General features: G+C 34.6%; 24 protein-coding genes and 5 tRNA genes. 2 read left to right on the top strand and 27 right to left on the bottom strand.

Features of this window, described 5'->3' with window-relative positions; translation table 11 throughout:
- Nucleotides 1-13 precede the first annotated feature (13 nt).
- The 18 genes from nusG to EIG86_RS13105 form a co-directional block, all read right to left on the bottom strand.
- A complete protein-coding gene (nusG, locus tag EIG86_RS13020) occupies nt 14-565 on the bottom strand; it encodes a transcription termination/antitermination protein NusG (RefSeq protein WP_127846623.1) in 552 nt (183 codons plus the stop codon).
- A 5-nt stretch (nt 566-570) separates the two neighbouring features.
- The gene (secE, locus tag EIG86_RS13025; RefSeq protein WP_127846624.1) at nt 571-768 is read right to left on the bottom strand and encodes a preprotein translocase subunit SecE; all 198 of its coding nucleotides are present in this window, start codon (nt 766-768) and stop codon (nt 571-573) included.
- A 14-nt stretch (nt 769-782) separates the two neighbouring features.
- Nucleotides 783-855, bottom strand: a tRNA-Trp gene (locus EIG86_RS13030).
- 125 nt (nt 856-980) lie between these two features.
- Nucleotides 981-2,165 carry an elongation factor Tu gene (tuf, locus tag EIG86_RS13035; protein ID WP_127846625.1) on the bottom strand — a complete coding sequence of 395 codons (1,185 nt, stop codon included), beginning with the start codon at nt 2,163-2,165 and terminating at the stop codon, nt 981-983.
- A 94-nt stretch (nt 2,166-2,259) separates the two neighbouring features.
- Nucleotides 2,260-2,331: transfer RNA gene (locus EIG86_RS13040), tRNA-Thr, on the bottom strand.
- 28 nt (nt 2,332-2,359) lie between these two features.
- Nucleotides 2,360-2,432 (bottom strand) — tRNA-Gly (locus EIG86_RS13045).
- Between the two features lie 45 nt (nt 2,433-2,477).
- Nucleotides 2,478-2,559: transfer RNA gene (locus EIG86_RS13050), tRNA-Tyr, on the bottom strand.
- A 19-nt stretch (nt 2,560-2,578) separates the two neighbouring features.
- Nucleotides 2,579-2,652, bottom strand: a tRNA-Thr gene (locus tag EIG86_RS13055).
- Between the two features lie 107 nt (nt 2,653-2,759).
- Nucleotides 2,760-3,653 carry a tyrosine-type recombinase/integrase gene (locus tag EIG86_RS13060; protein ID WP_127846626.1) on the bottom strand — a complete coding sequence of 298 codons (894 nt, stop codon included), beginning with the start codon at nt 3,651-3,653 and terminating at the stop codon, nt 2,760-2,762.
- A 394-nt stretch (nt 3,654-4,047) separates the two neighbouring features.
- Nucleotides 4,048-5,214, bottom strand: a complete 1,167-nt coding sequence (locus EIG86_RS13065) for an acyl-CoA dehydrogenase family protein (protein ID WP_127846627.1) — start codon at nt 5,212-5,214, stop codon at nt 4,048-4,050.
- Nucleotides 5,215-5,243: 29 nt separating this feature from the next.
- Nucleotides 5,244-6,128 carry a ComEA family DNA-binding protein gene (locus EIG86_RS13070; protein WP_127846628.1) on the bottom strand — a complete coding sequence of 295 codons (885 nt, stop codon included), beginning with the start codon at nt 6,126-6,128 and terminating at the stop codon, nt 5,244-5,246.
- Between the two features lie 17 nt (nt 6,129-6,145).
- Nucleotides 6,146-8,221 carry an amino acid carrier protein gene (locus EIG86_RS13075; protein ID WP_127846629.1) on the bottom strand — a complete coding sequence of 692 codons (2,076 nt, stop codon included), beginning with the start codon at nt 8,219-8,221 and terminating at the stop codon, nt 6,146-6,148.
- A 173-nt stretch (nt 8,222-8,394) separates the two neighbouring features.
- Complete coding sequence (mnmD, locus tag EIG86_RS13080) at nt 8,395-9,066, bottom strand: tRNA (5-methylaminomethyl-2-thiouridine)(34)-methyltransferase MnmD (protein WP_127846630.1); 672 nt, start codon at nt 9,064-9,066, stop codon at nt 8,395-8,397.
- 2 nt (nt 9,067-9,068) lie between these two features.
- Nucleotides 9,069-9,299 (bottom strand): PspC domain-containing protein, encoded by a 231-nt coding sequence (locus EIG86_RS13085; RefSeq protein WP_127846631.1) that lies wholly within the window; start codon nt 9,297-9,299, stop codon nt 9,069-9,071.
- Entirely contained in the window at nt 9,296-10,579 is a 1,284-nt protein-coding gene (locus tag EIG86_RS13090) for a DUF2851 family protein (RefSeq protein ID WP_127846632.1), read from the bottom strand. Before EIG86_RS13090 ends, EIG86_RS13085 begins: the two co-directional genes overlap by 4 nt.
- Nucleotide 10,580: 1 nt before the next feature.
- The gene (locus EIG86_RS13095) at nt 10,581-11,255 is read right to left on the bottom strand and encodes an SGNH/GDSL hydrolase family protein (RefSeq protein WP_240032225.1); all 675 of its coding nucleotides are present in this window, start codon (nt 11,253-11,255) and stop codon (nt 10,581-10,583) included.
- A 60-nt stretch (nt 11,256-11,315) separates the two neighbouring features.
- Nucleotides 11,316-12,218 carry a TIGR01777 family oxidoreductase gene (locus EIG86_RS13100; protein ID WP_127846633.1) on the bottom strand — a complete coding sequence of 301 codons (903 nt, stop codon included), beginning with the start codon at nt 12,216-12,218 and terminating at the stop codon, nt 11,316-11,318.
- A 121-nt stretch (nt 12,219-12,339) separates the two neighbouring features.
- Complete coding sequence (locus EIG86_RS13105) at nt 12,340-13,407, bottom strand: branched-chain amino acid aminotransferase (protein WP_127846634.1); 1,068 nt, start codon at nt 13,405-13,407, stop codon at nt 12,340-12,342.
- A 100-nt stretch (nt 13,408-13,507) separates the two neighbouring features.
- On the opposite strand from EIG86_RS13105, the gene EIG86_RS13110 reads away from it, so the two are divergent.
- A complete protein-coding gene (locus EIG86_RS13110; protein ID WP_127846635.1) occupies nt 13,508-14,083 on the top strand; it encodes a DUF4920 domain-containing protein in 576 nt (191 codons plus the stop codon).
- Between the two features lie 51 nt (nt 14,084-14,134).
- Here the strand turns inward: EIG86_RS13110 and trpA are convergent, their stop codons facing one another.
- Genes trpA through EIG86_RS13145 form a run of 7 tightly spaced genes read right to left on the bottom strand, consistent with a single transcriptional unit; the run spans nt 14,135 to nt 20,473 of the window.
- Entirely contained in the window at nt 14,135-14,899 is a 765-nt protein-coding gene (gene trpA, locus EIG86_RS13115) for a tryptophan synthase subunit alpha (protein ID WP_127846636.1), read from the bottom strand.
- A gap of 14 nt (nt 14,900-14,913) precedes the next feature.
- On the bottom strand, nt 14,914-16,098 hold the full coding sequence (gene trpB, locus EIG86_RS13120) for a tryptophan synthase subunit beta (RefSeq protein WP_127846637.1): 1,185 nt from the start codon (nt 16,096-16,098) through the stop codon (nt 14,914-14,916).
- Nucleotides 16,095-16,727, bottom strand: coding sequence for a phosphoribosylanthranilate isomerase (locus EIG86_RS13125; RefSeq protein WP_127846638.1), 633 nt, complete (start codon nt 16,725-16,727; stop codon nt 16,095-16,097). Before EIG86_RS13125 ends, trpB begins: the two co-directional genes overlap by 4 nt.
- A gap of 11 nt (nt 16,728-16,738) precedes the next feature.
- Nucleotides 16,739-17,494, bottom strand: coding sequence for an indole-3-glycerol phosphate synthase TrpC (trpC, locus tag EIG86_RS13130; protein WP_127846639.1), 756 nt, complete (start codon nt 17,492-17,494; stop codon nt 16,739-16,741).
- A complete protein-coding gene (trpD, locus tag EIG86_RS13135; protein ID WP_127846640.1) occupies nt 17,491-18,486 on the bottom strand; it encodes an anthranilate phosphoribosyltransferase in 996 nt (331 codons plus the stop codon). The genes trpC and trpD overlap by 4 nt, the downstream gene beginning before the upstream one ends.
- A 27-nt stretch (nt 18,487-18,513) precedes the next feature.
- Complete coding sequence (locus EIG86_RS13140; protein WP_127846641.1) at nt 18,514-19,080, bottom strand: anthranilate synthase component II; 567 nt, start codon at nt 19,078-19,080, stop codon at nt 18,514-18,516.
- Nucleotides 19,081-19,090: 10 nt separating this feature from the next.
- Nucleotides 19,091-20,473, bottom strand: a complete 1,383-nt coding sequence (locus tag EIG86_RS13145; protein ID WP_127846642.1) for an anthranilate synthase component I family protein — start codon at nt 20,471-20,473, stop codon at nt 19,091-19,093.
- 290 nt (nt 20,474-20,763) lie between these two features.
- Between EIG86_RS13145 and fabD the strand changes: the two genes are divergently transcribed.
- On the top strand, nt 20,764-21,651 hold the full coding sequence (fabD, locus tag EIG86_RS13150; RefSeq protein ID WP_127846643.1) for an ACP S-malonyltransferase: 888 nt from the start codon (nt 20,764-20,766) through the stop codon (nt 21,649-21,651).
- Nucleotides 21,652-21,724: 73 nt separating this feature from the next.
- Here fabD and azu read toward each other — a convergent pair whose 3' ends face one another.
- Together azu and EIG86_RS13160 are read right to left on the bottom strand one after the other, a co-directional pair.
- Entirely contained in the window at nt 21,725-22,243 is a 519-nt protein-coding gene (azu, locus tag EIG86_RS13155) for an azurin (protein ID WP_127846644.1), read from the bottom strand.
- Nucleotides 22,244-22,253: 10 nt separating this feature from the next.
- Nucleotides 22,254-23,534 carry a citrate synthase gene (locus EIG86_RS13160; RefSeq protein WP_127846645.1) on the bottom strand — a complete coding sequence of 427 codons (1,281 nt, stop codon included), beginning with the start codon at nt 23,532-23,534 and terminating at the stop codon, nt 22,254-22,256.
- Nucleotides 23,535-23,767 lie beyond the last annotated feature (233 nt).

The following is a 23,767-nucleotide window of genomic DNA, read 5'->3' on the forward strand; positions in this document are numbered from 1 at the left end:
ATTTATGTAACACTTATATTTTTTCAACTTGCATATAGCTCAATTCAACAGGAGTTTTCCTGCCAAATATTTTCACCATAACCTGAAGCTTTCTTTTCTCTTCGTTTATTTTTTCAATTGTCCCTGCAAAACTATTGAAAGGCCCATCTACTACTTTAACCGACTCACCAACATTAAACGGAATTGCAACATTTTCAGTCTTGGTAGAAAGCTCATCGACTTTTCCTAGCATTCTATTAACCTCTGATTTTCTCATCGGAACAGGATCACCTCTTTTAGTCTCACCTAAAAAACCTATAACACCGTTCACATTTTTTATAACGTGACCGACTTCACCTTCCAAGTTAGCATTAACCATGATGTAGCCAGGAAAATAGACTTTTTCTTTATTAATCTTTTTTCCGTTACGGATCTGAACAACATTTTCTGTAGGCACCAAAATATCTTCAACATAATCACTCAAACCTTGATGAGCAATCTCTTTTTCGATATAATCTTTAACTTTATTTTCTGAGCCACTTATCGCCCTAACCACATACCATTTTTTTAAACCTGACTCTGACATGAATGTTAAGATTTTACCCAGTTAAAATATTGTTTGATTGCATAACTAAAAACCTCATCAACACCCCAAATCGCGAGTGAAAATAAGATTGAAAATACAGCAACAATTACCATGAGTCTTTGACCTTCAGCCCAAGTAGGCCAAGTAACATGGTTTCTAAGCTCATCGTATGATTCGCTAACGTAATTTTTTAAATTTGACATCTTTCTAAGATTTGCACGGGTTGAGAGGCTCGAACTCCCGACACCTGGTTTTGGAGACCAGTGCTCTACCAACTGAGCTAAACCCGTTTATAAATTCCATTTTTTTGGTTTGCAAAGAAACAAAATAATTTGCATTAAAAAAAATGAATTTTAAAAAGTTAAGGTATCTCAAAATGAGACACCTTAACTGATAAATTATTTATTGATAATAATTATAAAATTTCAGTCACCTGACCTGCACCAACTGTACGACCACCTTCACGAATAGCGAATCTAAGTCCTACATTCAATGCAATTGGCTGAATCAAATCGACTGTAATAGTTAAGTTATCACCAGGCATAACCATTTCAACTCCATCAGGAAGGTTTATTGTACCAGTAACATCTGTAGTTCTCACATAAAATTGAGGTCTGTAGTTGTTATGGAATGGAGTATGACGTCCACCTTCTTCTTTTTTCAAGATATAAACCTCAGCTTTGAATTTTCCATGCGGCTTGATAGATCCTGGCTTAGCAATTACCATACCTCTAGAAATTTGGCTTTTCTCAATACCTCTTAACAAGATACCAACATTATCACCAGCTTCACCTCTATCTAAAATTTTACGGAACATTTCAACTCCAGTAATTGTAGATTTAAGGTTTTCAGCACCCATACCATTTATTTCAACAGGATCACCTGTATTAGCTACACCAGTCTCAATACGACCAGTAGCAACAGTTCCACGACCAGTAATTGAAAATACATCTTCAACAGGCATTAAGAAATCTTTCTCAACATCACGCTCAGGCAATTCGATCCAATCATCCACTGCATTCATCAAGTCCATAACTGTGTTTGCCCACTTTTCGTCACCTTCCAAAGCACCTAAAGCAGATCCAGAGATTACAGGACCATTATCACCATCATATTCATAGAAAGAAAGCAAATCTCTTACTTCCATTTCAACTAACTCTAAAAGCTCCTCATCATCAACAAGGTCTACTTTGTTCAAGAAAACAACAATTCTAGGAATACCAACTTGACGTCCAAGCAAAATGTGCTCACGAGTTTGAGGCATTGGACCATCAGTAGCTGCAACAACTAAGATAGCGCCGTCCATTTGAGCAGCACCAGTAACCATGTTCTTTACGTAATCCGCGTGACCAGGACAGTCAACGTGAGCATAGTGACGATTTTCAGTTTGATATTCAACGTGAGAAGAGTTAATGGTAATACCACGCTCTTTTTCCTCTGGTGCATTATCAATTTGATCAAAAGCACTAGCTTCCGAATAACCTTTATCTGCAAGAACTTTAGTAATAGCAGCTGTAAGTGTAGTTTTTCCGTGATCGACGTGACCAATTGTACCGATATTTAAGTGCGGTTTGGAACGATCAAAATTTTCCTTTGCCATAGTAGTAAATTATTTAATCTTAGTTATATATTAGTGTTAACGTTTATAACAACATAAAAAGCCAACAAAACCAGGTTTTGAGACTTTAAAATTGAGCCAACGACGAGAATTGAACTCGTGACCTTTTCCTTACCAAGGAAACGCTCTACCCCTGAGCTACGTCGGCAAATCAAGCACAAATTAAAATAAAAAAGAGCGGAAGACCGGGTTCGAACCGGCGACATTCAGCTTGGAAGGCTGACGCTCTACCAACTGAGCTACTTCCGCTTATTAATTATTTCAATCCAAACCCGAAATTATCCGACTTGGTTGTGGGGAGAGCAGGATTCGAACCTGCGAAGGTGAAACCAACAGATTTACAGTCTGTCCTCGTTGGCCGCTTGAGTATCTCCCCAAAACTTTCTGAAAATATGAGCCGATGGAGGGACTCGAACCCACGACCTGCTGATTACAAATCAGCTGCTCTAGCCAGCTGAGCTACATCGGCTTTTCAGTATGTCAACTTGTTACTTTTTCGTAACGGGTTGCAAATATAAAACGAAAATTGGTATCTGAAAATTATTTTTTACTTTTTTTTCAAAAAATTCAATTTTCCTATTTTTTATTTATTTTCGATCTTGGATGAGCTGAACTGTGGGCTTTGGTAAGCTCTTTTAGACTGTTTTGTGTATAAACCTGAGTGGATGCTAAGCTGCTATGTCCCAAAAGTTCTTTTATAGCTGTAATATCCGCTCCTTTTTCAAGCAAATGGTTTGCAAATGTATGACGTAATAAATGTGGGCTTTGTTTTTTCTTTGTGGATATTTTTGAAAAATAATTCTGAATAACTCTATGAATTAAATTCGGATAAGCTGGTTTGCCTTTATTCGTGAGAATTAAATTTTCACAAGATTTATCAGCAACTTGTGATCGTTCTGAAATATACTTTGTCAATAAGTTTCTAGCACTTTTCAATAATGGAACTAGCCTTTGCTTGTTTCGTTTACCATGAATTCTAACTTGATTTTCTGCTAAATCCAAATCATCTAATTTCAAATCAATTAATTCTTGGCGACGCATACCTGTCATGTATAACAATTCTATAATAACATGGTCGCGTAAACCTTCAAAAGTTTCATCGGTATAGATTTCGTTTAGTTGATTGACTTCTTTAGTTGAAAATGCATTTTGTTGCCTTTTTGGTGTTTTAAGGACTTGATGTTTAGCTAATGGATTGCTTTCTATGACTTTTACTTTCAGTAAAAACTTATAATATGTTTTTAAGCTAGAAATCTTTCGATTAATGCTTTTATTTTCTAAATCCCTATTTACAAGTTCAACAATCCATTGTCTAATCATTGAATAATTGGCAATCTCTAAATTAGAATTATCAAATTCAATGTCAAGAAAATTTTGAAATTGAATTAAATCTGATTCATAAGCCTTCAAGGTTAGCTTAGAATAGTTTTTCTCATGAGAAAGATATTCTACAAATTTAAAAATTGACATATCTCTAGCGCTTTGTCTTCAAATTTAATGAAGAAAAATTAAAGTTTGGGCAAAATATAATTTTGGATCTAAACTTTATGAAAGCTGTAATAATAACAAAACGCATCATGTAAATGCTGATGCGTTTTGATTTAAATTTTATTGCGACGGTTTTACTTAAATCCTTTTAAATGAAAAATTCAAATAAACTAAGTCGCTGTCTTATAATTCTTATTATCAATAATCATTTTGGCGATAATTTTGAAGGCATTTTCGCCAAAATATTTCAACTGAAAATCGAATTCAAATAAATCAGGTAGCTGGCTTATAGTTTTTGTTATCAATGATTATTTTGGCGATAATTTTGAAGGCATTTTCGCCAAAACATTTTAACTGAAAATCGAATTCAAATAAATCAGGTCGCTGGCTTATAATTTTTATTATCAATGATCATTTTGGCGATAATTTCTTTTAAAATTTCAGAAGTTCCGCCACCGATTGGTCCGAGTCTACTGTCTCTAAACATTCTCGCTAACGGATAATCTTCAACATAACCATAACCGCCTAAAAGTTGCAAACAGTCGTAAATTACCTCATCTGCCATTTTAGTCGATAACAACTTGGACATTGTAGCTTCTTTGACAACATACTCACCCGAATCAAGACGTTTGGCTGTTGTATAATTGAAAGTTTTACACATTTCAACTTCGCTTGATCGTTCAGCAACCTTGTGTCTTAAAGCCTGAAATTTATCTATAGTTTGTCCAAAAGCTTCACGTTCGGACATATATTGAATAGCATATTCAAGAGCAAATTCTGCTCTAGCATGAGCATTGACTCCCATAATTAATCGCTCCAAAGCAAAATGTTGCATTATGTAAGGGAAACCTTGATTTCGCTCGCCCATTAAATGAGATTTTGGGATCTCCACATTATCAAAAGCTATTTCAGCAGTATCGGAAGCTCTCCAACCAAGTTTGTCTAGTTTAGTAGCAGAAATACCTGGCGTATCGCGATCTACGATAAAAATACTCATTCCTTTCCCACCTTTTTCTGGAGCAGTTTTAGCAGCAACAACCAAATAATCAGAGTAAACACCGTTCGTTATAAAAGTCTTTGATCCATTAATAACAAACTTATCATCTTTTTCTACTGCCGTTGTCTTCATTCCTGCTACGTCTGAGCCACCAAAAGGTTCGGTGATACAAAGACAACCTATCATATCTCCAGAGATTGACGCAGTCAGGTATTTTTCCTTAATCTCCTCGCTGCCTTCTTTATTGACATGAGTCATTGCCAAATAGGCATGTGCCCAAATCGCAGCTGCAAAACCACCAGAATTTATGCGTTGTAATTCTTCCAAAAGTATAACTGTGTAGAATAAATCCAAATCTAAACCACCATATTTCTCCGGGTAAGCCAAGCCGAAATATCCCATTTCTCCAAATTTCTTCCAGATGAAACGTTCTATAGTGCCTTCTTTTTCCCATTTATCTAAATGTGGAACGACTTCTTTTTTCAAGAATTCACGAAGACTTTTTCTAAACATCTCATGTTCTTCCGTAAAATACATATTGCTCATCTCTAAATATTTTTATCTACTTTTAAGTATTATTCTTCAATTGTCAAATATAATTGAATTCTGTCTAATTTATAAGCCGGAAAACCTTCTATTTTTGACAATTCCTCAAAATCTGCGATACCTTCTCTAAGCTTTACAAAGTTGACAATCTTTCTTGCCATTTCATAATCAAAATAAGGCAATTCTGAAATATCCAACACTTCGGCTTCATTGATATTGACAACTTTAATAGGTTTAGGAGTTTTTAATGCAAACTTATTTTCTAATTTTTTAATAACGTCTGACTTCAAACCATAAACGTCTTTCAGTTGAATTATATCTGAAAAACCTCCAATTCTGTACCGGTATTTGATTATGCGCTCTGAAAGCACTTCGCCTATCCCTGAAACTGAAGTCAATTCTGAAGCTGTCGCTTTGTTCAAATCAATTTTTTCAGCGTAACTCAGTTTCGAATTACTATTTGATTTTGATTGGTTTTTACTCCTGGCTTCAATCACCCAATCGGGGAATTTGAAATAATCCTGATATTTGGTCATCCATTCATCAGAAACTTGTGTTACTTTTTGAAAGTCTGCTTTGGAATTAATCCATTGATCCTTATCTCTAAAAGCGTGCAATCTCTCGATTTCACTTTCGCTCATTCCCAAAGTATATCCTTTATATTTAGTTATAAAATTAGGATTAAAAGGGTAGATTTTTCTCTTTTTTGCTAAGCTTTGTTCTTTTTTTAACGAATCTACAATCTTTTGAAGTGAATCTGTTTTAAGATTAGAAAAAGTAAAATCTGAATTCCGATGATCTATATTCAACGAAAAGTAATTAAAGGCAATTCCTAAAATCAAGATTAGGATTAATATAAAAATTCCGTTTCGGTCTCCATGATTGTAACCAAAACGGAATTTCTTATTTTTCATTTTAAATGAATTCTAAATTATTTCTTCAAAACTTCTTTTTGAAATATTTTACCTGCTTTCAAGTCTGCAAAATACTTCTTAAGGTCATTTCTTACTTCACCAGACATAATATATAGACCAATAATATTAGGGAATGACATAGCTAAAATCATCATATCTGAGAAATCTAAAACAGCTCCTAAACTAACTGATGCGCCTAATACAACAAAAAGCAAGAATATAATTTTGTAAATTAATTCTGAACGGCTGCTTTTTCCAAAAATATAGGTCCAAGCTCTCATTCCATAATATGACCATGAAATCATCGTTGAAAATGCAAAAAGGAAAACAGCAATTGCTAGCACATAAGGGAACCAAGAAATTACACTACCAAATGCATCTGTCGTTAACTGAACGCCTGAAACACCATCAACTTCATGCATTCCTGTAAAAATCAAAACCAATGCGGTTAAAGTACAAACGACAACTGTATCTATAAAAGGTTCAAGCAAAGCGACAAAGCCTTCCGATGGCGGATGGTTAGTTTTGGCTGCAGAGTGAGCAATAGCAGCAGAACCAACACCGGCTTCATTTGAAAACGCTGCTCGCTGGAAACCAACAATTAAAACACCAATAAAACCACCTTTCAAGGCAGATGGCGTAAAAGCACCAGTAAAAATAGCGTTGAAAGCAGGACCAATATTTTCAATATTCAAACCTATAACTGTAAGTGCTCCCAAAATATAAACACCTGCCATAATCGGCACAACTTTACCTGTAACCTTAGCAATACTGTTGATTCCACCAATAATAACAACGCCAACTAAAACGGCTAAGAAAATTCCGAACCAAACACCACTATCTGCATCTAAAAATGGGATTTGACTTGATAATATTTTAAAAGATTGGTTAGATTGAAACATATTACCACCACCAAATGAAGCGCCAATAGCCAAGACCGCAAAAAATGCAGCTAAGAACTTACCCAATTTGTGCATATTTCTTTTTTCCAAGCCATATCGTAAATAATTCATCGGACCTCCAAAAATTCGCCCTTCTTTATTGATGAAACGATATTTCACACCTAAAGTACATTCAACAAATTTAGATGACATTCCTAAAAAACCGGCAACAATCATCCAAAATGTAGCGCCTGCACCACCAAGTGAAACCGCAACAGCAACCCCTGCAATATTTCCAAGACCAACGGTCGCAGAAACTGCAGTAGATAAAGCTTGGAAATGAGTAATTCTACCTGGTGCATTTGGCTCGTCAAACTGCCCTTTAGCCAATTGGATAGCATGTTTAAAACCACGAATATTGATGAAACCCATTCTTACAGTAAAGAAAGCTGCACCAAAAATTAACCAGATTACTATAAAAGGAATGCCTTTTGTTAAAGGTGTACCATTTGGGTTTTGTAAAGGCACTGGTTGTTCGTATTTAATTTCTCCAAATTTATGAGCATTTTGCGCAATGACATGCTCTTTGTTATCTGGGTTATAGATGTATTCGCCTTCACTAACCAAATGTTTGATTTCTCCTTCAACTTCTGCTTTTACGGTAACATCTTCGCCTGAAATATTGATCACAGCAACATCTTGGCCTTTTTTAACTTTGGTTTTTTCTTCTACCAACCAAGTTTTTAATTGAAATTTTTTCTGAGTATTTGGCTCCCATTCAGGGGAGAAAAGAATTTTATCATCAGCATAAACTACTGGATCATAGATACCTATAGCTGCGAAAGGATCCCAAAATAAGACACCCCCCATTGCATCAACGACTGGCTGAAAGGTTCCATTGAATTTTTCTACAATAGATTCAGCTTCAATTTTGAAAGATTTTTCAACAGTATTTCCCTCGGCATCAGTAACTTTTACACTATGTGTAACGCCTTCAACCATATCGCTAGACTTTCTAGAAGTTTTCGGAGTCTCTATTTTAGACCATTGATACTCGTAGGGTGGAGTTCCTCCGGTTACAGTAATTTCGATTTGACCATCATTAATCTGGTCTGAAGGGTTGATTAATTTTTCCTTTATTTCTAGTTCTTGTGCAAATCCAAAAATAGAAGTCAATAATAACGAAACGATCAAAGTGATATTTCTTACCATAAAAATATTTGTATATAAGTATTTCAATAATTCGCGAGTTCCGAAACAATATCTGTTTCAAAATATCTCGCAATATGCAAAAAATAAATCTTCCATTCAAATGTAAATGCGTAAATTCTTTAAGTATTTTTTAACTTGTTTTCTTAATTATTTGAGGCTTAACATTCAAAATATCAAAACTTTACAGCTCTTATCATATGACGTTTTCCAGGTGGTCCTGAAATTACTTCAGTCTGAAAGCCGACAGATTTCATAGCACGGCGTGCAGAACCTTTGGCTGAATAAGTCACTAATACACCGTTTTTTCTTAGTGCTTCGTACATGATTTTGAAGATTTGCTCGGTCCACAATTCGGGTTGAACACGAGCACCAAACGCATCGAAATAGATCACATCAAACTCCTTCTGATACTGAATTTCATCAAAAAATATTTGAATCTTTTTCAAATTAAAGTATTCTGAAATCGCACCAAATTTCTCCCATTTGCAATTATGAATTTCTTTAAAAAGTTGTTTTGCATTAGTAGAAACAAGCTGCTCGGAATAATTTAAAAGTTGAATTTCTTCTGAAGATACTGGGAAAGCTTCAACTCCCGTGTAATTGATTTTCATTTGCTGTTTTTCTGCCCAAATTGAAGTCAAAAGCGCATTTAATCCCGTTCCAAAACCAATTTCTAAAACAAGAATTTCTTTTGTAAAATCAGTTTTGAAATATTCCAAACCAGAGTTAATGTAAACATGTTCGGCCTCTTGAATGGCGCCGTGTGTAGAGTGGTATTGCTCATTCCATTCCGAAATTTGAATGGTTTTAGAACCGTCGCCAGTGGTAATAATTTTCCTCTTCATTACTATAAATCAAAAACAGAAGTCCGTTTGGTGTAAACCAAATCTTTCAATCTTAACCAAAACGCAAGCGTCAAGTAAAATGCAAATCCAACGCCGAATGTTGCAAAAGACAAATAAATAAAAAATAAACGTACAGATTTGGCTTTCATTCCCAACCGATCTGCAAGTCTGGAACTGACGTAAAATCCGTGTTTTTCAAAAAAATTTCTGATGTTATTGACGCGCGCTTTCATTGTCTAATCAAATCTATTCCTATTTGACATTGCATGCATTTGTTCAGATCGCAATAGTTGGTTTTCAACTGAATCAACGCCTGACTATCCATTGCAGTATTCGCTATTTTTGGTTTCAATTTACTAAATCCTTTTGTAATATTGTTTTTCTCTGCTTTTAAATTTGAAATAATCGGATAGATTTCATTTTCAAAATCACTTCTTCCTTTGAATTTTGAATAAGCAAATTTCAATGGAATTAGTGTATTTACAATCAGTAAATCTTTAAAGTTTTGACTCAATTTTTTAGATTTTGACTTGCTTTCTTTTCCAAAATTATAATGCGTGTCCCAATAATTTGACGCTGAAACATCAAAAATATCATAAATTGCATTCAAATTTTCGGTTTGCATCAATTTTGAAAATAAATGCTGAGTCTTATTATAAAGCACTGACAATTGTGACAGCCTGATATTTGGAAAATTATCTGGACGCAATCGGAAATATTTTACCTGAACATTTGACGCTAAATCCAGTTGGAATTTTTGCTTCAAATACTGAAATTCATTGTTCAGTTTTTCAAAATAAATATCGTCGTGAGTTTTGTTTAAAATTCCACTAGCACCAAAGAGCAGTGCTTCCAGCTGAAATTGGTTTTGAGAAAGCTTATTGATGATTTTGAAATCCAAACCGTTTGCCATTTGCAAAAAACTTTGGCCATTCACATTCAATCCAAAATTTTTCGCCAACATTTTGAAACAAACCTCGTCCCAATTATTGGCAGATTGTTCCAACAATTTCAAAATCAATTTGTTTTTTGCTTCTAATCTTTCTATATAAAGGCGTTCCAACCAAGTGGAACTTTTGAAATCATCGACTTCAGAAAAGCTGTTTTCGCAGTTGATCCACTTTTCTTTGTTGTTTTCAAAAAGATTCTGATAGGAATTCAGTTGATTTTCAGAAATATAATCTTGCAATTTTAAACTCGGAATTTGGGTTTGGTCGCTTCTAAAAACATCAACATCATCATCCCAAACCACGTGCAATATAACATTATCGTAAGCTTTATCGTTTTGATGTCCGTGCGCATACCAATCTGAAGATTTCAAATGAATCTCAACATTTCCAGCCCACAATTGTTTTCCAATTTTCAGCTTTGCTTGTTGAAAATCTGGCCCAGATTCTGTTTGGTTATGCGTCCCAACTTGGGATATAGATACTGGCATTCCACATGAAGTATGCAAATTCTTGAAATCGAATTTTTTGAATTTCCAGACATAATGTAGAAAAGCTTCTTGCATTTTAGAAAGCTTTTTTTAGCTGAGATTTGACTTCATCCTGAAAAGTCTCGATCCACTTTTCATACTGCAATGCGCTAGGATGCAAATCATCTTCCGCCAACATTTTATCTGATTTGTGAAGCGGTTTGGACATGTCTTGAATACCGTAAAAAGGTACGTCATATTGTTTACAAATCTTTTCCGCAATAGCGTTGTACTTTGTAAGTTTTTCAGAAATTCCTGTCAATTCTTTATTTTTTGCATAAGGAGATTCGCTATAATCTGGAATTCCGACTACAAAAACGCTTTGCGCGTCGTGTTTTGAAAACTCGATGGCTTTTTGAAGCAAAATTTCAAATTCAGATTCGTATTGAGCGATTGGTTTATTTTGGTATTGATTGTTCACCCCGATTAAAAGCGAAATCATATCGTAAGAATTGGCTTTGATATTTTCAGATTCAATTGCATTCAATAATTCATCGGTTCGCCAACCTGTAACAGCTATAATTTTCGGTGATTTTAGATTAAAACCCTGCTGATTTAAATAATCTGAAAGTTGGTGAGGCCAAGATTGTTTTAAATCTACTTGCTCTCCAATTGTGTAGGAATCGCCTAATGCCAAATACGAATTTTCATCAGTTTGACTGTAAGTTGTGCCCATAAAAAATAGTATTGAAATTAAGATTGTAGTTTTCATAATTAAGTATTGAAACCAAATTTAATGAAAAATGAAGAAGAAAATCAGTTTTTGAAAAGATTAAAGCAAATCTTTAAGTGCTGGTTGAATCTGTGAAAATTTAAAATCGAAACCAGAAGATTGTATTTTTTTTGAACTTACCAATTGACTCCCGAGCACAATTACTGCCATTTCTCCAAGCATCAATTTGAGTACAAATTTTGGCACATTAGGCAGAATAAGCGGTTTATTCAGTTCTTTGGCTATCGCTTCTGTCAATTCTTCATTATTGATCGGATTTGGCGCAACTGCGTTAAAAACACCTTCCATTCTCAATTCTAAAATATGCAAAAACAACTCAGACAAATCGTCAATATGAATCCAAGATTGCCATTGTTTTCCAGAACCCAATGGCGCACCGATATATTTTTCTATTGGCGATTTCATTTTTTCAAGTGCTCCATCTTTTTCAGATAGCACTACCCCAATTCTTATTTTAGAAACTTCTAAGCCTAAATCTTCAAATTCATCAGCAGCATTTTCCCATTTTTCAACAACTTCTGCTAAAAAATTATCTCCTTTTTCATAATTGTCTTCTTCGTGAAGTTTAGTAAGCGAATCTTCATACAAACCCACTGCACTTGCGGAGATTAAGTGCTCGACATGATGATTGTTTTCAGAAAGGCTTCTTTTTAAAACTTTCAAACTATCTATTCTACTATTGAGAATTTCTTTTTTGTAGGATTTTGTCCAAGGTTTAGCTACACTAGCGCCAGCAAGGTTAATAATTGCGGATACATTTTTTAGACAATTTGTGTCTATTTCATCCTTTTCAGGATTCCAATAAAAACCTTGATAATCTTGATTTTTTTCAATCTTATCTTTACTTGTTGTCAGGTAATTTACAGCAATATCAGATTTATGGCAATGCTTAACTATATTTTGACCAACCAATCCTGTGGCGCCAGTTATTAAAATCCTCATTTTTTTCTTTAAATTTAAATAGATAAATCGAGGGAAATTCAGCTTTAGTAAGTGTTTAACATCAAAAAAAAACCGACTTGAAGTTTCAAATCGGTTTTTGATGAATTATATTTTTGGTGTTTTAAACAACTTTGGTAGTCCAGTCGTGTTTATCTTCAATTCTTTTATACTGAATATCCTGAAGTGTAGTCTTAAAAAATGTTGAATACGGATTTTCAACATTTGGTAAATCGTGATACTTGCCATCACACTCAAAACCTTCGACTCTTACAACGGTAGCAGCTGTTCCTGCTCCAAATATTTCTTTCAATTCTCCTTTTTCAGCAGCTTCAACTATTTGCTTTACAGAAACACGATCTACCTCAACTTCTATATCGTGATCTTTCGCCAATTGAATAATACTTTTTCTTGTCACACCATCCAAAATCCTGTCATTGGTTGGAGCTGTTAAAAGCTTGTCACCAACTCTGAAGAAAATATTCATTGTTCCTGCCTCTTCCAAATATTCATGGTCGTTTGCGTCTGTCCAAATAATTTGATCTAAGCCACGCTCTTTAGCTAAATTTGTTGGATAAAATTGCGCACCATAATTACCAGCTGCTTTGGCAAATCCAACACCACCATTAGCTGCACGGCTGTAATCTTGCGAAAACAAAACTTTAATTGGTTTATTATAATAAGCTTGCGCTGGACAGGTAATAATTATGAATCTGTATTTGTTGGAAGGAGAAGCCGAAACTCCTTCTTCTGTGGCAATGACAAATGGCCGAATATAAAGTGAATTTCCTCCACCTTTTTTAACCCAATCTTTATCGAGTTTTAATAAGGTCTCTAAACTAGAAAAGAAAAATTCTTTTGGAAATTCTGGAATAGCCAGTCGTTTTGATGACTTATTAATTCTTTCAAAATTTTGTTCTGGTCTGAATAACCAAACCTGGTCTTGGTCGTCTTTAAAAGCTTTCATGCCTTCAAAAACAGCCTGTCCGTAATGAAAAACTTTAGCTGAAGGCGCAAATTCCATCGGACCATAAGGCACAATTTTAGGCGTTTGCCATTCACCATTTATATAATCGCAATACATCATGTGGTCTGCGTATTGCTTACCAAACTGAAGATTACTAAAGTCAACATCTTGAATTCTAGATTCTTGTATCTTTGTAATATCTAATTTTATATCATTTGTTTTCATCTCTAAAATTTTGTGCAAATGTATTAAATTTAATACATTTTTAATTCAGAAAGATTCCTAACTTTGTCCCAATATTAAACTTAATTTTTAAATAATTATCATGAAAAAGCTGCTTTTATTACCAATTCTTATATTCTTTTTGGCTTGTAATCAAAACAATAACGAGGACAAAAACGAAGATACAAAAAGCGAAACAACAGAAAATAATTCTGATTCTGAACAAGAAAAAAATTCAGAAGAAAATAAAGAAATGGCTGAAATTTCTGTAAAAGATAAGAAATCTTTTGGTAAAAAATTCGAAGTTAAAGATCCTATGAATTCAGAAGATATGATGGCAAAATTCAAAGACTTGAAAGTTGGTGATTCTATCAGCGTTCAGTTTCAGTCTAAAGTTGAAGAAGTTTGTGCCAAAAAAGGTTGCTGGATGAAAATGGATTTGGATGAAGATATTCAAGCTATGGTTCGATTTAAAGATTACGGTTTCTTTGTACCAAAAGATATTCCTGGCAACGAAGTCGTATTGGACGGTAAAGCTTTTAAAGAAGAAATGTCCGTGGAAGACCAAAAACATTACGCTGAAGATTCTGGAAAAAGCGAAGAAGAAATCGCTGCCATTACAGAGCCTAAAGTGACTTACAGCTTTTTAGCTGAAGGCGTTCAAGTGGTTGAAGACTAAATCCTCCACATTATATTTTAAGCAAAACTGCCCTTTTAAAGGGCAGTTTTTTTATTTCAATTTTTGAATAAAATCTCCAATCGAGTCGATTCCTTCGGCTGACAAATGTTTGATAAACGCTGAACCAATAATACAACCTTTGGTGTGCTTTGAAGCTTTATTAAAAGTTGAATTGTCTTTAATTCCAAAACCTACCATCAAATCATTCTGAAGTTTCATCTTACCAATTCTTTCAAAATAATCTAGCGTATCACGATTGAAACCCGTTTCACTTCCGGTAGTTTTGGAAGTGCTTACCATATAAATGAATCCAGAATCCAACTCATCGATTGTTTGGATGCGCTCAGAGGAAGTTTCTGGAGTGATCAGCGGAATGAATTTCAGATTATGATTTTCAAAAATAGCTTGGTAATTTTTCTGAAAAATATCTATTGGTAAATCTGGCATAATAATACCATCGATGCCAATTTCTTCAGCCTCAATGCAAAATTCCTCCACACCAAATTGCAACATCGCATTGAAATAGCCCATAATTATCAACGGAATCTCAACTGTTTCTCGGATATTTTTCAATTGAGTAAAAAGTTTACGCGTGCTCATTCCATTTTTCAATGCTTGTGTTGAACTCTGCTGAATTACTGGCCCATCGGCAAGCGGATCGCTGTAAGGCAAACCAATTTCTATCATATCCACACTAGATTTTTCCAAAGCTAGAATAATAGATTTTGTATCTTCCAGTTTTGGAAAACCCGCTGTAAAATAAATGGAAATCAATTTTTTCTTCTTTGATAATGCCTTCTCTATTCTATTTTCCATAAGTTGAAAATTCCCTAATAATTAAAATAAGTTCTGTAAGTTTCTAAATCTTTATCGCCCCGCCCCGAGCAATTAAACACCAAAATATCGTCTTTTTTGAAATTCATATATTTAAAAATTGCAAATGCATGAGCAGTTTCAATAGCTGGAATAATGCCTTCCATTTTGCTCAATTCTAAACCAGCCTGCATAGCTTCATCGTCAGTGATTGAAATAAATTTTGCGCGACCAGTTTTATATAAATGTGCGTGTAAAGGACCAATTCCAGGGTAATCCAAGCCTGCAGAAATAGAATAAGGCTCTGTAATCTGACCGTCTTTATTTTGCATGAGCAAAGTTTTACTGCCATGAATAATGCCTTCTCTGCCTAAAATTGTTGTTGCTGCAGACGCTTCAGAATTTACGCCTTTACCCGAAGCTTCCACACCAATGATGCTGACTTTTTCATTTTCAAGAAATTCAGAAAATAAACCAGCAGCATTGCTTCCTCCACCAACGCAAGCAATCACATAATCAGGCGTTTCTCTGCCTTCTTTAGAACGCAGTTGTGTTTTCACTTCTTTAGAAATTACACTTTGCAAAGTAGTTACCAAATCTGGATAAGGATGCGGACCAACTACGGAACCGATGATGTAATGTGTGTGCTTTGGATGATTGATCCAATCTCGAATAGCCTCATTCGTAGCATCCTTCAAAGTTCTGCTGCCAGATTTTGCTGGACGGACTTCTGCCCCGAGCATTTTCATTCTAGCGACATTTGGCGCTTGACGTTCAATATCCACTTCTCCCATATAAACGATACATTGCAAACCCATCAATGCGCAAACCGTCGCCGTAGCAACACCATGCTGACCTGCGCCAGTTTCAGCAATAATGCGAGTTTTATTAAGTGCTTTGGCAAGCAGAATTTGACCAATTGTATTGTTGATTTTATGTGCGCCAGTGTGACACAAATCTTCACGTTTCAAGTAAATTTTAGTTTGGTATTTTTCGCTTAAATTTTCCGCAAAATATAATGGTGTTGGTCTTCCCACATAATCTTTAAGCAATTTCTGAAACTGACTTTGAAATTTTTCAGTTTGAATTATTTGTTTATAATTTTCTTTAAGTTCTTCTAAATTTGAATACAATAATTCTGGCACAAAAGCGCCACCAAAGTCACCGTAAAACCCAAATTCATCGACACTATATTTTTTCATAACATTTTAATTTTTTGGATAAAACTCGATAATCGTTTTCCATCTTTTAATCCATGTTCAATTTCAAATTTGCTATTTACATCAACAGCTGAAATAGTATTTGAAGCCGATAATTCCGTAATAGATTCTGCATCGTCTTCAGAAATACCGCCACTGAGAACAGTGGGTTTATGAAATTCGTGATGTTTCAAAATGTCCCAATTGAATTTTATGCCATTACCACCTTTTTTTGAACCTTTTGCATCCAGTAAAAACTTATTTACATAGAAATTATACAAGTCTATAACTTCTAAATCAGACAAATTTTGAACGGCAAAAGCTTTCCATATTTCTGTGTCTGAATGATAATTTTCCGAAAGTTGAATAGACAATTGCTGACAAAATTCTGGCGTTTCTTCACCATGAAGTTGAATCACATCTAACTCGAATATTTTTGATTTTTCTATGATGAAATCACATTCTGCATTGACAAATACACCTACTTTTTTTGCTGTCGTTGGTAATTTGAAAACTTTCTCCATATTTCGTGGAGAATTTTTATAAAATATAAACCCCAAATAATCGATTCCAAGTTGTGAAATTTCTTCAATATTCTCAGGATGTTTCATCCCACAGACTTTAATTTTCATCCTTTAAAGCTTTAAGTTTGTTGTAAATTTTGCGTCATCAGCATTTCGCCAACAAGAACTCCATCAAAACCATTATCGATTAAATTTTTGATTGTTTTTTGATTGTCGATTCCGCTTTCTGAAATTTTTGGTAAATGCTTAGGTAGCTCCTTCAGCAGTTCTAAACTGTGATTGAAATCGACTTCAAAAGTTTTTAGATTTCTATTATTCACGCCGATTAGATCGATTTTTTCTACTTCTACTTTATGAATTTCAGCAAGCTCATGGATTTCATATAAAACTTCTAAACCCAAATCCTTTGCTATTTTTGAAAACTCTTCGATTTCAGATTTTTTTAGCATTGCCCCGATGAGCAAAATAGCATCTGCACCATAAGCTTTGGATTCGAAGATTTGATAAGGGTCAACGATAAAATCTTTTCGAAGAATTGGCAAATTTGACACTGATTTGGCAAGTTGCAAATCTTCTAAACTTCCTCCAAAAAACCGCTGATTCGTCAGGACTGACATTCCAGCGGCGTTCATAATTTTATAATTTTCAGCAATTTCTGTAATATCAGCATCCAGATGAATTGACGGTCGACTTGGCGAGCGTCTCTTGAATTCTGCAATCAATCCAAATTCTGAATTCAAAACTGCGGATGCCAAGTTTTTGGATTCAGATTGAAATTGTGGTAAAGATTCCAAAATAGCTATTGGCATTAAGTTTTTTTTGAGTTCAACTAATTTTTTTTGATGATTGGATATTCTTTTTAAAATACTTTTCATCTGGCACTAATTTTTTGAAGTTTATTTAAAATTTCAAAAGCTTTACCACCTTTCAAAATAATTTTAGCTTCCTGATATGCTTCATCGATAGACACAGGTTCAGCTGTTGAAATTGCTGCTGCCGCATTGGCACAAACTACATTGTTTTGGGCGTTTGTACCGTTTCCTTTTAGGATTTGATAAAATATATCTGAAGCTTCTTTCAGGTTGTTTCCTCCGTAAATTTCTTCAGGAAAAATCGGGTTGACGCCAAAGTCTTCTGCAGAAATAAAAATCTCACGATTATTGGTTACACATTTGGTTTTGGCTGTCAAAGAAATTTCGTCATAAGCATTCAAATCATGTAAAATGCAGTAGGTTTTATTGGAATTTTGATACAAATATTGATATTTCCGCAGTAATTCCAGATCATAGACGCCAATTAACTGTAGTTCTGGCTGGGCAGGATTTACCATAGGACCGAGCATATTGAAAAAAGTTTTGAGCGCTAATGATTTGCGAATCGGCGCTACTTTTTTCATGGCAGGATGAAATAATGGCGCATGCAAAAAAGTCAAATTTGTCTCTTCCAAACAGGTCTTTAGAAAATGTTCGTCATTGGAAAATTTCACTCCCATTGCTTCCAAAACATTAGAACTTCCACTTACTGATGAAACACCATAATTACCGTGTTTAGCAACTTTCACATCCATGGCGGCAACAACAAAAGATGCCGCGGTAGAAATATTGAACGTATTTTGTCCGTCGCCACCAGTTCCACATAAATCCATCAGAGTTTCACCTTGAAAATTGATAGGTTTGCAAAGTTCTAATAGCGCATCCCGAAAACCGGTCAATTCTTCCACGCTGATACTTCTCATCATGAAAACCGTAAGAAATGATGCCACTTGTAACTGGTTGAATTCACCTTCTGAAATCTGAATTAAAATTTGCTTGGCTTCTTCGGATTTTAGCTGTTCGTGGTTGGTCAGCCGATCTAAAATATATTTCATTGTCGTTAGTTTTAAATTAAATTCAACTTAAGCTTCAACCCAATTTTTAATCATCTGTTTCCCTTCAGGTGTGAGTACAGATTCTGGATGGAATTGAACTCCACGCACATTGAAAGTTTTGTGTTTTAAAGACATGATTTGTCCATTTTCATCAACAGAAGTTGGCAATAGCGAATCTGGCAAAACTGGATCGACCACCCAAGAATGGTAACGACCAACCATGATTTTTTGGGGCAGATTTTTAAAGATGAAATCAGTATTATCCGTGATTTCAATTTCTGTAGCCACACCGTGATGAACCTGAGCCAAATTGATTAGTTTCCCGCCAAAAACTTCCATAATTGCTTGTTGTCCTAGACAAACACCAAGAATTGGTTTTTCTTCAGCATAAGTTTCTATGATTTTTTTCAACAATCCAGCTTCTTCTGGAATACCAGGTCCGGGGGACAAAAGAACTTTATCGAAGTTTGAAATTTCTTCAATTGTCACTTTATCATTTCGTCTCACCTGAACTTCAGCATTGAATTCTTCCAAATAATGCACAAGATTGTAAACAAATGAATCGTAATTATCTATCACTATAATTTTTGTCATAATTTATTTTTTAAAGTTTCAAAGCTTTTCTAAGCGCTGCTAACTTGTTATTGACTTCCTGTAGCTCGTTATTTTCTTGGCTATCGCTTACAACACCTGCTCCAGCTTGGTAATGCAAATGCAAATCTTTGCTTACAAAACTCCGAATAATAATGGCCTGATTGCTGTTTCCTTTGAAATCGATCACGCCAATTGCTCCGCCGTAAGCCTCACGGCTGGTGTTTTCATATTTTTCGATGAGTTTCATGGCGCTGTGTTTTGGTGCTCCGCTTAAAGTACCAGCAGGAAAAGTATCGGCTAAAAGTTTAAGACTTTCGCTCTCATTTATTTTGGCTGTCACTTTGCTCACCAAATGAATGACATGCGAAAAAAATTGAATTTCTTTATAAGTTTCAACAGTCACACCTTTTCCATGTTTGCTCAAATCGTTTCTAGCCAAATCGACCAGCATGACGTGCTCGGCATTTTCTTTTTTATCTTCAGATAACTGAAGTGCTAAATCGGCATCTGCTTGATCATTGCCAGTTCTTTTGAAGGTTCCAGCTATTGGGTGAATTTCGGCTTTGCCATTTTGAACTACCAAATGCGCTTCTGGTGAACTGCCGAAAATTTTAAAATTCCCAAAGTCGAAGTAAAATAGATATGGGCTTGGATTGATGCTCCTCAACTTTCTATAAACATTAAATTCATCGCCCTTGAATCTTTGTGAAAAACGGCTGGACATCACCATTTGAAAAACATCGCCGCGTTGACAATGCATCTTCGCTTTAGTTACATTTGCTTTGAAATCTTCATCACTTATATTAGAATATTCTTCACCATCTAATTCGAAATTATATTCAGCGAAATTTTGATTTTTTAGTAATTCAAAAATATCAGAAATTCGATTTTGTGTATTGAAACTGTGATCGAAAATATATGCTTCGTTCTTGAAATGATCGATAACAATGATGTTTTGAAACACCATATATAGGATATCTGGCAAGTCTAATTCTGCTTGGCTTTTATCAATTTCTAAGTTTTCGAAATACCGAACTGCATCATAACTCGTAAACCCAAATAAACCGTTGGTTAAAAATTTAAAATCATTCGTTTCAATTTCAAAATCAGATAAAAAATTTTGAAGCTCTTTGGTGACATTTACTTTTTTATTGATTTCTTTTTTCTGATAAGTTTCATCTGGATATTTTTTTTCAATAATTTCATTTTGAATTTTGAAATGCGCAATTGGATTGCAACAGATGTAAGAGAAACTGTTGTCGTTGGTATGGTAATCGCTACTTTCCAACAACAAAGAATTCGGGTATTTATCTCGAATTTTCAAATAAGCGGAAACTGGCGTAAACGTATCGGCTATTACTTGCTTAAAGGTTGTTTTTATTTGATATGGCATTTTTGTATTTATTTGATTTTTAAAAATAAAAAAAGGCTTGTCGTGATAGACAAGCCTTTATGAAATTATTGCATAGCAGGATCTAAATCACGATATCTGACGTAATTTTGACCACCACCAAGTATTTTTTGTATTGAAATTCATATTGCAAACATAAGGATAAAAAATTGTAGAAATAAAATTGACAGTTGTTAAATATTTCATTTTTATATGAAATGTGAAATTTCCTGACTTTAAAAGCTGAAATATTCAATTTATTATATTTGCATATAAATTTAGAAAACACAAATATGAAAGCCTACGTATTTCCAGGACAAGGCGCTCAATTTTCAGGAATGGGCGCAGATTTATACAATAATTCTGAAGAAGCAAAAGCCTTATTTCACAAAGCGAACGAAATTTTAGGATTCGATATTACAAAAATCATGTTTGAAGGCTCGGCGGAAGATTTAAAAGAAACTAAAGTTACTCAACCTGCTATTTTCCTTCATTCTGTGATTTTAAGCAAAGTTTTAGGCGAAGATTTCAAACCAGATATGGTAGCTGGGCACTCACTTGGTGAATTTTCTGCTTTGGTGGCCAATGGTACTTTGGATTTTGAAGATGCTTTAAAACTAGTTCATCAACGTGCTTTAGCTATGCAAAAAGCCTGTGAAATCAATCCTTCTACAATGGCGGCAGTGCTTGGTTTGGAGGATGAAATCGTAGAAAATGTTTGTGAAGAAATTGATGGTGTCGTGGTTCCTGCGAACTACAACTGTCCAGGACAATTGGTGATTTCTGGCACAAATGAAGCTGTAGAAAAAGCTTGTGAAGTACTTAAAGAGAAAGGAGCAAAACGAGCGATGTTATTGCCAGTTGGTGGTGCTTTTCACTCACCTTTGATGGAGCCAGCGAGAGAAGAATTGGCAAAAGCAATTGATGAAACTACATTTCATCAACCAAAATGCCCTATTTATCAAAATGTGAGCACAACAGCAGTTTCAGATCCTAATGAAATAAAGAAAAACTTGATGGCACAGTTGACTGCTCCTGTAAAATGGACACAAACCATGCAACAAATGTTGACTGATGGTGCTGATGATTTTACTGAAGTTGGTCCAGGTAAAGTTTTACAAGGTTTGTTGAGAAAAGTAGACAGAAAAGTTAAAGCCGAAAGCATTTCGGCTATAACTTAGTATAGATTTACAAGCATAAAAAAACCTGATATTTTGAATCAAATATCAGGTTTTTTTTAAGTTCTAAATTTAGTTATTCGACTACAAAAACGCCTCTCATCAAAGCTAAATGTCCTGGAAAACTACAAACATAGTCATACTTACCTTTTTCTGGTGCTTGAAAGGTGATTTCAGTTTTCTCACCACCTCCCAGCATTTCGGTATGCACAATTATAGCTTCTGTGTCTTCAGGGATATAATTGTTGTCTTGAGCTTCAGCAGCTTTTTGTCCAAATTCTTGAACATCAGTTCCTTTTTTCAACAAGACGAAATTATGTCCCATAGTTTCAACAGACATTGTTCCAACATGTTCAAATGTTAGGACAACTTTATCACCTTCTTCGACTCGAATTTCAGTCTTATTATACTTCATCTTGTCATTTCCTGTCAAGTAAACTTCCGAAACGCCGTCTTGCTTTTCTTTAACTTCTTTTTCAGGTTGAGAAGATTTCAATTTAATACTGTCTTCTTTTTCTTCAGATTTCTTGTCATTACCACCGCATCCTACGAGGATAAAAGCTGAAATCATAAGTAATCCAATTATCTTTTTCATTATATCTTTTTTATCTGTTATCAATATCCTTCATTTCTCTAAGGTTTTCACCTGTATAAATTTGGCGAGGACGACCAATTGGTTCTTTTTTCAATCTCATTTCTCTCCATTGCGCTATCCATCCAGGCAATCTTCCTAATGCAAACATTACTGTAAACATGTTTGTTGGGATTCCTAATGCTCTGTAAATAATTCCAGAATAGAAATCTACATTAGGGTATAATTTTCTTTTCACGAAGTAATCATCTTCTAAAGCTTCTTTTTCTAATCCTTTTGCAATATCCAATACTGGATCTTCTACTCCAAGATTACCAAGAACTTCATCGGCCGATTTCTTTATAATTTTAGCACGTGGATCGAAATTTTTATAAACTCTGTGACCAAAGCCCATCAAACGAAATGGGTCTTCTTTGTCTTTAGCTTTAGCCATATATTTTTTGGTATCACCACCATCTGCTTTGATGCCTTCCAACATGTCAATCACAGCCTGATTTGCTCCACCATGAAGTGGACCCCAAAGCGCAGAAACTCCTGCGGAAATAGATGCAAATAATCCTGCGTGTGAAGAACCAACAATTCTTACTGTGGAAGTAGAGCAGTTTTGCTCGTGATCTGCATGAAGAATTAGTAATTTGTTTAGTGCCGAAGCTATCACTGGGTCAATTTTGTAATCTTCATTTGGCTTTTTGAACATCATTTTTAAGACATTCTCTACATAACCAAGTGAATTGTCGCCGTAATCTAAAGGATGTCCTTTTGACTTACGTAATGCCCAAGAGCAAATTACTGGGAATTTTGCTAAAAGTTTGACAATTGCATTATACATATCTTCTTCAGATTCAACATTTACAGAAGAAGGATTGAAAGCAATTAAAGCACTGGTGAGAGAAGAAACAACACCCATCGGATGTGCAGACTTTGGAAATCCATCAAGGATTTTTTTCATTTCTTCATCAACGTGAGATTCAGCCTTGATGTCTTTGTGAAATTTTTCTAATTCGGTTTTAGTTGGTAGTTCTCCAAAAATTAAAAGGTAAGCCACTTCAAGGAAACTTCCTTTTTCTGCTAACTCTTCAATTGAATAACCGCGATATCTTAAAATTCCCTCTTCACCATTCAAAAATGTGATTGCACTTTCACAAGAACCAGTATTTTTAAAACCTCTGTCTAAAGTAATTAAGCCACCAGTTGTTCCTCTAAGTTTAGAGATATCTATTCCAAATTCTTTCTCTGATCCTTCGACAACCGGAAATTCATATTCGTTACCTTCAAAGCTTATTTTAGCGTTCATATATTATATTTTTGAATATTATTAAATTTTATCAAATTTACAAAAAAGTGTGTTAACTAGGCGTTAACGAAAGGAGATATTAAGCAATTTGCACTTAACTTTTAGTTAATTCAATAGGGATACGAGAAATAAAATGTGGTTTTACTATTTATCATTATTTCAGATTCTTCTTCTAATTATTTCTTTTTCAATAAAAAAATCCAAGACTACTAAACTTAGACGTTTAAGTGGTC

This window comes from Psychroflexus aestuariivivens, from assembly GCF_004010055.1.
GTDB lineage: Bacteria > Bacteroidota > Bacteroidia > Flavobacteriales > Flavobacteriaceae > Psychroflexus > Psychroflexus aestuariivivens.